The organism is Streptosporangium sp. NPDC002524, assembly GCF_040295985.1.
In the GTDB taxonomy this organism is placed as follows: Bacteria; Actinomycetota; Actinomycetes; order Streptosporangiales; family Streptosporangiaceae; genus Streptosporangium.
On the sequence record NZ_JBEOWK010000032.1, the window covers coordinates 101,564 to 114,721 of the forward strand.

General features: G+C 71.7%; 2 protein-coding genes. Both read right to left on the minus strand.

The features are described from left to right. Nucleotides 1–5 precede the first annotated feature (5 nt). Nucleotides 6–10,148, minus strand: a complete 10,143-nt coding sequence (locus ABT053_RS37755) for an SDR family NAD(P)-dependent oxidoreductase (RefSeq protein WP_350975913.1) — start codon at nt 10,146–10,148, stop codon at nt 6–8. Between the two features lie 20 nt (nt 10,149–10,168). Further along, nucleotides 10,169–13,147, minus strand: a complete 2,979-nt coding sequence (locus ABT053_RS37760; RefSeq protein ID WP_350975917.1) for a type I polyketide synthase — start codon at nt 13,145–13,147, stop codon at nt 10,169–10,171. Nucleotides 13,148–13,158 lie beyond the last annotated feature (11 nt).

Consider the following 13,158-nt stretch of genomic DNA (forward strand, 5'->3'; position numbering starts at 1 on the left):
TGGTGTCAGCTCCCCAGGTTCTCGACCAGGTCGAAAAGGTCGTCGTCGCTCGCGTCCGACAGATCGGCGGCTCCGCCGTCACCGTCCTTCCAACCCGCGAGGAGCGCGCGCAGCCGCTCGGCGACCGCCGGGCGGTCGTCGGCGCCGAGCCCCTCCAGGACGGCCAGGACTTGGTCAATCGGCTCGGTGTCCTTGGCGGACAGATGCTCGTGGAGAAGCTCGGCGATCGCCGCAGGAGTCGGATGGTCGAAGACCAGCGTGGCCGGTAGCGTCAGCCCGCTGTCCGCGGTGAGTTTGTTACGGAGTTCGACTCCCATGAGCGAGTCGAAGCCGAGTTCCCTGAACGGCCGGTCCTCCTCGATCCGTTCCGTCCCCCCGTGCCCCAGCACTGCGGCGACGTGCCCGAGCACGAGGTCCAGCACCACTCGCCGCTGTTCGTCTGCGGGCAGCCCGGCCAGGCGGTCGGCCAGGGGACGGACACCTCGGGTCTCGGCGGTGTGCCGCACCGCGCGCCGCACCAGGCCGCGCAGCAGCGGCGGTACGTCATCCGGTCGCGCGCGGAGAGCGGCCAGGTCCAGCCGGATCGGCAGCGGCGCCGGATCGTCCAGGGTGAGTGCCGCGTCGAAGAGGGCCAGCGCCTCGGCCTCGGTCAGCGGCACGGCACCCGAACGGGCCAACCGGGCGCGCTCGGTCTCCCCGAGGCTGGAGCCCATGCCGTGTTCCCACAGTCCCCAGGCCAGAGAGGTCGCGGGCAGCCCTTCGGCCCTGCGGTGCGCGGCGAGACCGTCGAGAAAGGCGTTCGCCGCCGCGTAGTTGCCCTGCCCCGCGTTGCCGAAGGTCGCCGACGCCGAGGAGAACAACACGAACGCCGCCAGCGGCATCTCCCGGGTCAGCTCATGCAAATGCCACGCCGCGTCCGCCTTCGGCCCGAGCACCCGATCCAAACGCTCCGGCGTCAACCCACCGATCAACCCGTCATCGACAACCCCCGCCGCGTGCACCACAGCACTCAGCGGCCGATCCAAACCCTCCAGCAATCCACACAACGCCGCCCGATCACTCACATCGCAGGCCGCGACCACCACCCGCACACCACACGCCTCCACACCCGCCACCAGCTCCGAGGCACCCGGCGCCTTCTCCCCGCCCCTGCTCACCAGCAGCAGATCACGCACCCCATGCTCGGTGACGAGATGACGAGCCACCAGGCCGCCCAGCGCCCCCGTACCACCGGTGACCAGCACCGTGCCCTCACCCCAGGACGGCCCATCCACCACCCCGGCACCGGCCCGCACCAGCCTGGGCGCGTACACCACACCACCACGCACCGCCACCCCCGACTCCCCCACCGGCAACCCGTCCGGAACCTCACCCCCCTCCGCCGCCACGTCCACCACCGCGAACAACCCCGGAAACTCCACCTGCACCGACCGCATCAACCCCCACACCGCCGCCGCCACCGGATCCACCCCCTCACCCGGCCGTACAGCCACCCCACCACAGGTCACCACCACCAACCGCGACGACGACGACCGCACATCCTCAACCCACCCCCGCACCACCCCCAACACCTCACCCAACACACCCCGCACCCCCGAAACCACATCCCCCTCACCATCCGCACCGACCCGCACCACCACCCCCGGCGACGCCACCTCACCACCCACCACCGGCACCCACCCCACCCGGAACAACGAGTCGCGGTGGGCGGCTCCGGCGATCTCGTCCATGGCCGGTGGCAGCAGGAGCAGCGACTCGGCCGTCAGCACCGTCCGCCCGGTGTCGTCGGCCACGACCAGGGACACGCCCGCGTCGCCCGCGTCGTCGATCCGTACACGCAAGGACGTCGCGTCCGTGCCGTTCAGCCGTACGCCACGCCAGGAGAACGGCAGCGCGGCCGTCTCCCGATCCGCCGCGAGGACGTGGAGGCACGCGTCGAGCAGGGCGGGATGGACGCGGAACCCGGTCGTGTCCCGCTCGGCGGGCAGTGTCACCTCGGCGTAGAGCACCCCGTCCCGCCGCCAGGCCGCCCTCAGCCCCTGGAACGCCGGACCGTATTCGAGGCCGGCCGAGGCGAGACCGTCGTAGAGGGCGTCCACGTCGACCGGTTCCGCTCCTCGCGGAGGCCACTCGAACAGCTCGACAGGCTCCACCGGGGTGGCCGGAGCCAGCGTGCCGGTCGCGTGCCGTTCCCACGGCTCGTCGTCGAGGCGGCTGTACGTGGTCAGGGCCCGCCGCCCTCGCTCGTCCGGCGCGGCCACGGACACCTGCACCTGGCGGGCACCGCGCTCGGGGAGGACCAGCGGGAGTTCGAGGTTCAGCTCCTCAAGCAGCTCGCAGCCCACCCGGTCACCGGCGTGCGCCGCGAGCTCGACCAGGACGGTCGCCGGGACCATCGTGCTCCCGGCGACCGTGTGGTCCGCCAGCCATCCGTGCCGACCCGTCCGGGACAGCTCACCGGTCAGTACGACACCGTCACCGTCGGCCAGCGGCACCGTCACGTCCAGCAGCGGATGCCCGCCGGGCCGCGTCCCGCCGCCCACGGTGGCCTCCAGCCAGTAGCGCCGGTGCTCGAAGGGGTAGGTGGGCAGGTCCACGAGCTTCCCGCCGCTCCCCGCGTAGTACGCCTTCCAGTCGACTTTCGCACCGGCTACGAACGCCCTCGCCAACGCCGTGACCAGGCTTTCGGCCTCCGGCCTGCCCTTGCGCAGCACCGGGAGGAACACCCCCTCCTCACCCAACGCCGACAGCACCCCGTCGGGGCCCAGCTCGACGAACGTCTCCACCCCCTGGGAATGCAGGTAGGCCAAGCCATCGGCGAACCGGACCGCCTCGCGCACGTGTCGCACCCAGTAGTCGGCGGAGAAGGCGGTGACCGGCTCGCCGGTCAGGTTGGAAACCACCGGGATCGACGAGGGATGGTAGGTCACGGCCTCGGCGACCCGGCGAAAATCCTCCAGCATCGGTTCCATCAGGGGCGAGTGGAAGGCGTGACTGACCCGCAGGCGACGGGTCTTACGGCCCTGGGAGGTGAAATGAGCGGATATTTCCGTCACCGCGCTCTCGTCGCCGGAGATGACGACGGCTTGCGGGCCGTTGACCGCCGCGACCGAGACCGTGTCGGGCAGGAGAGGCAGGACCTCGGCTTCGGTGGCCTGCAACGCCACCATGGCGCCACCGGCGGGTAGGGCCTGCATCAATCGGCCTCGCGCCACCACCAGCCCAACCGCGTCCCGCAGTGACATCACCCCGGCCACATGGGCGGCCGCCAGCTCACCGATCGAATGTCCCAGCAGGAGATCCGGCCGCATCCCCCAAGACTCCAGCAGCCGGAACAGCCCCACCTCGATGGCGAACAACGCGATCTGGGCGTTCTCCGTCCGATCCAGATCCGCACCCGACGAAGCGAACACCAACTCCCTCAACGACCCGTCGAAATGCTCATCGACCTCATCAAAAGCGGTCGCGAACACCGGGAACGCCTCATACAGCTCCCGGCCCATCCCCACCCGCTGCGCACCCTGACCCGTGAACAAAAACCCCAGCCCACCCGGACCGGCCATCCCGGAGACCACCTCGCCGTCCAGCAGCACCGCCCGGTGCTCGAACACCGTGCGCCGGGTCAGCGTCCACCCCACGTCCACACGATCCCCGGCCGCTCCCGACACCCGGCTCACGCTCTCGGCCAGCGCCCCCGCCGACCGGGCCGACACGACCAGCGGCACCACCGGCACCCCGTCGACGGGGACGGCGACCTCCTGCGCGGGTGCCTCCTCCACGATCACATGCGCGTTCGTCCCACTGATCCCGAACGACGACACCCCCGCCCGCCTCGGACGCCCCACCTCCGGCCACGGCACCGATGACGTCAGCAACGACACCGCACCCGAAGACCAATCCACGTGCGGCGACGGCTCATCCACATGCAACGTGGGCGGCAACACCCCCGCCCGCAACGCCATCACCATCTTGATCACACCAGCCACCCCAGCAGCGGCCTGCGTATGACCGATGTTCGACTTCACCGACCCCAGCCACAACGGACGCTCACGACCCGAACCATAAGCAGCCATCAACGCCTGCGCCTCGATCGGATCACCCAGCGTGGTACCGGTCCCATGCCCCTCCACCACATCCACCCCCGACGCCACCACACCCGCATCCACCAACGCCTGACCGATCACCCGCTGCTGAGACGGACCATTCGGCGCCGTCAACCCATTCGACGCACCGTCCTGATTCACCGCCGAACCACGCATCACCGCCAACACCCGATGACCCTTCGCACGAGCATCAGAAAGGCGCTCCACCACGAGCACCCCGACACCCTCACCCCACCCCGTACCATCCGCAGCCCCCGCGAACGACTTGCACCGACCGTCGGGGGCCTGGCCGCGCTGCCTGCTGAACTGGACGAAGGCGTCGGGCTTCGCCATGACCGCGACGCCCCCGACGAGTGCCATCGAGCACTCCCCCTGCCGCAGCGCCCGCATCGCCCAGTGCAACGCCACCAGCGACGACGAACACGCCGTGTCCACCGTCACCGCCGGTCCTTCCAGTCCGAACGTGTAGGCGAGGCGGCCGGAGGCGACGCTGCCGGAGTTGCCGATGCCGATGTGCCCTTCCAGATCGGCGGGTGTGGTGAGCAGGCGCGCGGCGTAGTCGTGGTACATCAGCCCGACGAATACTCCGGTGTCGGTGCCGCGCAGCGAGGGCGTGTCGATCCCGGCCCGTTCGAACGCCTCCCAGGAGGTCTCCAGCAACAACCGCTGCTGCGGATCCATCGCCAGCGCCTCACGCGGGGAGATCCCGAAGAACCCCGCGTCGAACTCCCCCGCCTCGTAAAGGAAAGCCCCCGACCGCGCGTACGACGTACCCGCACGATCAGGGTCGTCGTCGAACAACCGCTCCAGATCCCACCCACGATCCACCGGAAACCCCGACACCGCATCCCGTCCAGAGGCCACCAGCTCCCACAACTCCTCCGGAGACGACACCCCACCCGGGAAACGACACGCCATCCCCACGATCACCACCGGATCGTCGTCGGTCCTGACCGGGGCGTCCGGTGCCGGGGCGTTCGCGGACGTGCCGAAGAGTTCGCCCGCCAGGTGGGCGGCCAGGCTCGTGGGGGTCGGATAGTCGAAGACCAGCGTGGCGGGCAAGCGCATGCCGGTGACGTCGCCGAGCCGGTTGCGCAGTTCGACCGCGGTGAGGGAGTCGAAGCCGAGCTCGCTGAACGCCCGATGGGCGTCGACGGGGCCGGTGTAGCCCAGCACTCCGGCGACGTTCCCGGACACCAGCTCCAGGAGTCCGGCGGCCCGTTCCGCGTCGGGGAGGTCGGCCAGTCCCCGGACGAGCGTGTCGGGCCGCCTCGTCGTACGCCGTGCCGGTTGACGCGCCAGGTCGCGCAGCAGCGTGGGAACGTCGCCGGTGTGGGCGCGGAGAGCGGCCAGGTCGAGCGGCAGCGGGAGCAGTACCGGGTCGGGGGCGCCGACGGCGGCGTCGAGGAGTCTCAGCGCCTCCGCCGAGGACAACGCACCGAACCCCGCCCGACCCATCCGCGCCAGATCACCCTCACCCAACCCACCCGTGATCCCACTCCGCTCCCCCCACAACCCCCACCCCAACGAAACCCCCACCAACCCCTCAGCCCTACGACGCACGGCGAGACCATCCAGGAACGCGTTCGCCGCCGCGTAATTGCCCTGCCCCGCGTTGCCGAAGGTCGCCGAGGCGGAAGAGAACAGCACGAACGCCGCCAACGGCATCTCCCGGGTCAGCTCATGCAGATGCCACGCCGCGTCCGCCTTCGGCCCGAGCACCCGATCCAAACGCTCCGGCGTCAACCCACCGATCAACCCGTCATCGACGATCCCCGCTGCGTGCACCACAGCACTCAACGGCCGATCCAAATCCCCCAGCAACCCGGCCAACGCTCCCCGATCACCCACGTCACAGGCCGCGACGGTGACCCGGGCACCACACTCCTCCAGACCCGCCACCAGCTCCGAGGCACCCGGCGCCTTCTCCCCACCCCTGCTCACCAGCAGCAGATCACGCACCCCATGCTCGGTGACGAGATGACGAGCCACCAGGCCGCCCAACGCCCCCGTACCACCGGTGACCAGCACCGTGCCGTCGGGCTTCCAGGGGGACGGGGCGGGGAGCACCCGAGCCCGGACCAGCCTCGGCGCGTACAGGGCGCCTGCGCGGAGGGCGAGCTGGGGTTCGCCGGAGGGCAGAGCGGCGGGCGGTTCGTCCCCCTCGGGCAGGTCAAGCAGGGTGAACGCTCCGGGATGCTCCAGCTGGGCGGAGCGCACCAGGCCCCACACGGCCGCGGCCGACGGATCCACGCTCTCGTCCGGGCGTACGGCCGTCGCGCCGCTCGTCACGATGACCAGCGGGCCGGGGCCGGGCCGTTCGTCGGCCAGGCGGCTCTGTACCGCGGCCAGTGCCTCCAGGGTCGCCGTACGGACCGAGGAAAGCATGTCGCCTGACGACGACGGGCGGACGCGCAGCACCGTGGCGGCGGATTCCCAGACGGTTTCCCCGACGGGTTCCCGCTCGACGGTGACGCGGGTCCACTCCGCGCGGAAGAGGGAGTCGGGCGCGCGGAGCTGTTCCCCGGAGACCGGCCGCAGGGTGAGGGAGCCGATCGACGCCACCGGCTCGCCGGTCTCGTCGGCCAGATCCAGCGTCAGGGAGTCGGCGCCGGTGGGTACCAGCCGCACGCGCAGGCCGCCCACCCCCGCGGACCGGAGCGTGACCTCCGACCAGGAGAACGGCAGCCGTACCTCCTCGACACGCTCGGGCGCGGCGGCCCCACCGGCGTGCAGGGCGGCGTCGAGCAGCGCGGGATGCACACCGAACCTCGCGGCCTCGGCGCGGTCCCGCTCGGGCAGGCCGACTTCGGCGTACACCTCGTCGCCGCGCCGCCACACGGCGCGCAGTCCCTGGAACGCGGGCCCGTAGGCGTACCCCCGCTCGGCCAGCCGGTCGTAGAAGCCGTCGAGATCGACGGGCTCGGCACCCGGCGGCGGCCAGTCGGCCAGGTCGGCGCGCGGCCCGAGGACCCCGGGGCCGAGGAGGCCGGAGGCGTGCCGCACCCAGGCGTCCTCACCGCTCTCCGGCCGGGAGTGGACCGCCACCGTACGCAGGCCCGCGTCGTCCGCCGCGCCCACGGAGACCTGCACCTGGATCCCGCCGTGCTCGGGCAGCGTCAGCGGCGCCTCCAGCGTGAGTTCCTCGATCCGGCGGCAGCCGACCTGCTCACCGGCCCGGAGCGCCAGTTCCACGAACGTGGTGCCGGGCAACAGGACCGTGTCCAGGACGGCGTGGTCGGCGAGCCAGGGCTGGTCGTCCAGGGACAGCCGCCCGGTCAGCAGCAGCCCGTCCCCATCGGCCAGCGACACCGCCGCGCCCAGCAGCGGATGATCCGCCGACCCCAGACCCGCACCCGCCAGATCGGCCGACCCCGACGACGACAGCCAGAAACGCTCACGCTCGAACGGGTAGGTGGGCAGGTCCACCAGCCTTCCGCCGCTGCCCGCCTGGTACGCCTTCCAGTCGACCTCCGCACCGGCCACGAATGCCTTCGCCAACGCCGTGACCAGGCTTTCGACCTCGGGCTTGCCCTTGCGTAGCACCGGAATGAACAATCCCTCTTCACCCAGCGCGGACAGCACACCGTCCGGGCCCAGCTCGATGAATGTCTCCACCCCGTGGGAGTGCAGGTAGGCCAGGCCATCGGCGAACCGCACCGCCTCGCGGACGTGTCGCACCCAGTAGTCGGCGGAGAAGGCGGTGACCGGTTCACCGGTCAGGTTGGAAACCACCGGGATCGACGGGGGATGGTAGGTCACGGCCTGAGCGACCTGGCGGAAGTCCTCCAGCATCGGCTCCATGAGGGGTGAGTGGAAGGCGTGGCTGACCCGCAGGCGACGGGTCTTACGGCCTTGGGAGGTGAAATGAGCCGATATTTCCGCCACCGCGGTCTCGTCGCCGGAGATGACAACCGCCTGCGGGCCGTTCACCGCCGCCACCGAAACGGTCTCGGGGAGGAGAGGGAAGACCTCGGCTTCGGTGGCCTGCAACGCCACCATCGCCCCACCAGCGGGAAGCGCCTGCATCAACCCACCCCGCGCCACCACCAGACCAACCGCGTCCTGCAACGACATCACCCCGGCCACATGAGCCGCCGCCAACTCACCGACCGAATGCCCCAGCAGGAGATCCGGCCGCATCCCCCAGGACTCCAGCAGCCGGAACAACGCCACTTCGATGGCGAACAGTGCGATCTGAGCGTTCTCCGTCCGATCCAGATCCGCATCCGACGAGGCGAACACCAACTCCCTCAACGACCCACCGAAATGACCGTCGACCTCGTCGAAAGCGGTCGCGAACACCGGGAACGCCTCATACAGCTCCCGGCCCATCCCCGCCCGTTGCGCACCCTGGCCGGTGAACAGAAACCCCAGCCCACCCGGACCGGCCGTCCCGGAGATCACCCCGGCCGAAACGTCTCCCGCCGCCAGCTCCGCCAGCCGACCCACCAGCTCATCCCTGCCTCGACCGACCACCACCGCCCGGTGCTCCAACACCGCACGACCCACAGCCAACGAGTGCGCCACATCCACAGCCGACAGCCGCGCAGCCTTCACGTACAACCGCTCGGCCTGCGCACGCAAAGCCGACCCGCTCCTGGCCGACAACGGCCACACCACCAGCCCGGGGCTCTCACCAGGAGCGACGACCTCCTCCTCCGCGGGCGCCTCCTCCAGCACCACATGCGCGTTCGTGCCGCTGAACCCGAACGCCGACACCGCCGCCCGCCGGGGTGCCCCGGTCTCCGGCCACGGGATCGTCTCGGTCAGCAGGGCGAGCCCACCACCGGCCCAGTCGACGTGCGGGGTGGGGTTCTCGGCGTGGAGGGTGCGCGGGAGGGTGGCGTGCCGCAGCGCCATGACCGTCTTGATTACCCCGCCGACGCCGGAGGCGGCCAGCGTGTGGCCGATGTTGGACTTCAGCGCGCCGAGCCGGAGCGGCCGGTCGGCGGGCCGTTCGCGACCGTACGTGGCCATGAGGGCGCGGGCCTCCACCGGGTCGCCGAGGGCGGTGCCGGTGCCGTGGGTCTCGACCGCGTCGACGTCGGCGGCGGAGAGTCCGGCGTTCGCCAGAGCCAGCCGTACGACCTGCTGCTGGGCGGTACCGTTGGGCGCGGTCAGGCCGTTGGAGGCGCCGTCCTGGTTGAGCGCGGAACCGCGGACCACGGCCAGCACGCGGTGGCCGTTGCGCAGGGCGTCGGACAGCCGTTCCAGGACGAGCACGCCGACGCCCTCGGCCATGCCCATGCCGTCCGCGTCCGCGGAGAAGGGCTTGCACCGGCCGTCGGGGGACAGCACGCGCTGGCGGCTGAGTTCCACGAACGCCCCGGGGGTGGACAGCACGGTGGCGCCGCCGCTCAGCGCGAGGGAGCAGTCGGACTGGCGCAGGGCCTGGCAGGCGAGGTGCAGGGTGACCAGCGACGTCGAGCAGGCGGTGTCGACGGTGATGGCGGGACCTTCGAGGCCGAGCGCGTAGGCGATCCGCCCGGAGGCGACGCTGGGCACGACGCCGGTCGCGAAGTGACCCTCCAGGTTCGCCGGGGCCTGCTCGAAGAGGGGGCCGTACTGGTGGTGGTTGATCCCGACGAAGACGCCGGTCTGGCTGCCGCGCAGGGAGGACGGGGCGATCCCGGCCCGTTCGAACGCCTCCCAGGAGGTCTCCAGCAGCAACCGCTGCTGCGGATCCATCGCCAACGCCTCACGCGGAGAGATCCCGAAGAACCCCGCGTCGAACCGGTCGGCGTCGTCCAGGAAGCCGGCGGCGCGGGCGTAGGTGCTCCCCGAGGTCGCGGGGTCCGGGTCGTACAGGGAGGTGAGGTCCCAGCCCCGGTCGGCGGGGAAGTCGCCGGCGGCGTCGCGGCCCGCGAGGACGAACTCCCACAGGTCCTCCGGGGAGCGCACGCCACCGGGGTACCGGCAGGCCATCGCGACGACGGCGATCGGCTCCCGGCTCCTGTCCTCGGTCTCCTTCAACCTCCGGTTCGCCCTGCGCAGCTCACCGGTGACGCGCTTGAGATACTCGCGCAGCCTGTCCTCGTCCACCACCGTGATCCCCCCGATTCCTAGGCGCCGAGCTCTCGGTCGATGAGATCGAAGATCTCGTCGTCGGTCGCGGACGAAAGGTCGTCGTCTTCCTCGTCGCCCGGGGTGCTGTCGCCCGGGGCGCTGTCGTCGGTGCCGAGTTTCGCCAGCAGAGCCGTGAGCCTTTCGGCGACGACCGCACGCTCCTCGCCCCTGAGGGAGGTGACCGCGGCCTCCAGGCGGTCGAGCTCGGCGTGCGGGGACGGCTCGGCGCCGACGAGCAGCGATCGCATGTGCCCGGCCAGCGCGGCCGGGTTGGCGTGCTCGAACACCACGGTGACCGGCAGGCGCAGGCCCGTCGCGGCGTTGAGCCGGTTGCGCAGCTCCACGGCGGTGAGCGACTCGAAGCCGAGTTCCCTGAACGCCCGGTCCGCGCCGATCGCCCGGGGCGAGGTGTGGCCCAGCGCTTCCGCGACGTGGCCGATCACCATCCGCAGCAGCTCGCGCTCCTGCTCGGCGGGCGGCAGCGTGGCCAGGCGGCGGGCGTACGTCTCGTCCGGGTTCTCAGACTCGTCGGTGCGGTGCCGCGTGCCGGTGAGGTCGGCGAGGTCGGCGAGGTCGGCGACCAGGGGCCGAGGCCGGGCGGAGGCGAAGACCGGGGTGAACGTCTCCCAGTCCACGTCGGCGACCGCGGCGAAGACCGCGCCGCCGGTCAGGACCCGGTCCAGGCGGTCCAGGGCCGTCGCGGGGTCGAGGGACGGCAGCCCCTGGCGGCGGAGCCGTTCCGCGTCCACCTGTTCGGAGAGGCGTTCGCTGTCCCAGACGCCCCAGGCGACCGAGGTCGGGCGGTGTCCGGGACGGCCTCTGCCGTACACGGCGTACGCGTCGAGGAAGGCGTTGGCGGCGGCGTAGGCGCCGTGGTCGCCGCTGCCCCACACCCCGGCGATCGAGGAGAAGAGGACGAACGCGTCCAGCCGGTCGTGGTCGAGCAGCTCGTCCAGGTGCGTCGCGCCGTGCACCTTGGCGGCGACGGCGTCGGCGAACTCCCCGACCGTGGTCTCCGCCAGCGAGGCCAGCCGCGCCGCGCTCGCGGCGTGCACCACCGTACGCGGGGAGTGCCCGTCCGCCCGCAGCCGGTCCAGCAGCGCCGCGACCGCGTCCCGGTCGGCGACGTCGCAGCTCACGGTCGTGACGGTGACTCCCCTCTCCGCCAGCTCGCCCGCCAGCGCGTCCACCCCCTCCGCCCCGGTGCCGCGACGGGAGGCGAGCACGATGTGCTCGGCGCCGCGTGCCGCGAGCCAGCGGGCGAGGTGCGGCGCCAGCGCGCCGGTGCCGCCGGTGACCAGCGCGGTGCCGGACGTACGGAACCTCGCGGGCGCGGTGAGCGGCGCCCTGACCAGGCGGCGGACCAGGACGCCGGTGTCGCGGATCGCGACCTGGTCCTCGTCGCCGAGCCCGGCGAGCACTCCGCAGAGCCGGTCCCAGGCGGTGTCGTCGAGCGTCTCGGGCAGGTCGGCGAGACCACCCCAGACGCGGGGCTGTTCGAGGGCGGCCACCCGGGCCAGTCCCCAGGTCTCGGCGTGGACCGGGCGCCGTACCGGGTCTCCGGAGCCGGTGGACACGGCACCGGAGGTGATCGACCACAGCGGGACGGTCCATCCGGTCTCGGCCAGCGCCTGGACCAGGGCCAGCAGGCCGGCCACCCCGGCGGGCACGGCCGGGTGACGGGCGTGGGGGTCCTCGTCGAAGGCGAGCAGGGAGAGGATGCCCGCGGGCCGGTCGCGACCGGTGAGCGTCCGCACGACCTCGTCGCGGTCCGCGGCGCCGTCCAGGACGAGGGTCACCGGCCGGGCTCCGTGCCGTTCCAGCGCCTTGGCCGCCGCCCGGACGAGAACGGGGTCGTGGTCGCCCGCGGGGGCGAGCACCAGCCATTCGCCGGTCAGCGCGCCTCCGGCCGGTGTGTCCGCCGTGTCAACTGTGTCCGCTGTGTCCGTGACCGGATGCCAGGCGACGTCGTACCCCCAGGTGTCCTGCGCGACGGCGGGCTCGACCGGCCGCAGCCAGTAGTGCTTTCTCTGGAAGGGGTAGGTGGGCAGGTCCGCGTCCAGATCCGGGAGCGCGTCCCCGAACGCCGGACTCCAGTCGACCTCCACCCCGTGGACGAACGCCTCACCCAGCGACAGCAGGAAGCGGTCCATGCCCCCTTCGTCGCGGCGCAACGTCCCCACCGCCGCGCCCTCAACCCCCGCCGCCTCCAGGGATTGCTCCACCCCCACCGTCAACACCGGATGCGGACTCACCTCCACAAACACCCGATGCCCCGCCTCGATCAACCCCTGGGTAGCCTGCGCGAACCGCACCCGCTCGCGCAGATTCCGGAACCAGTACCCGCCATCCAGCGGCTCGTCCAACCACCGCCCGCTCACCGTGGAAAAGAACGGCACCCGGGGCGCTTGCGGTGAAATACCCGCCAGCGCCTCCATCACCTCAGACCCGATCTCCTCCATCTGCGCCGAATGCGAGGCGTAATCCACCGCGATCAGACGGCTACGCACCCCCGCTCCCTCACACTCGGCCACAAACCCCGCCAACACCCCCGCCTCCCCCGACACCACCGTCGAAGCCGGGCCGTTCTCCGCCGCCACCGACAACCCACCCCACGCCCCGATCCGCTCCTCCACCTGCCGCGCCGACAAAGCAACCGACGCCATCCCACCCCGACCCGCCACCCCAGCCAGCAACCTGCTACGCAACGCCACCACCCGCGCACCATCACCCAGTGACAGTCCCCCCGACACCACCGCAGCCGCGATCTCCCCTTGCGAATGCCCCACCACCGCGACCGGCTCCACCCCGAAGCTCCGCCACACCTGGGCCAGCGACACCATCACCGCCCACAACACCGGCTGCACCACCTCCACCCGATCCAAACCCACCCCGCCACGCACCGCATCGACCACCGAAAAATCAACCAACGGACTCAAAGCCTCAGCACACTCGGCGAACCGCTCCGCGAACACCGGCGAGGACT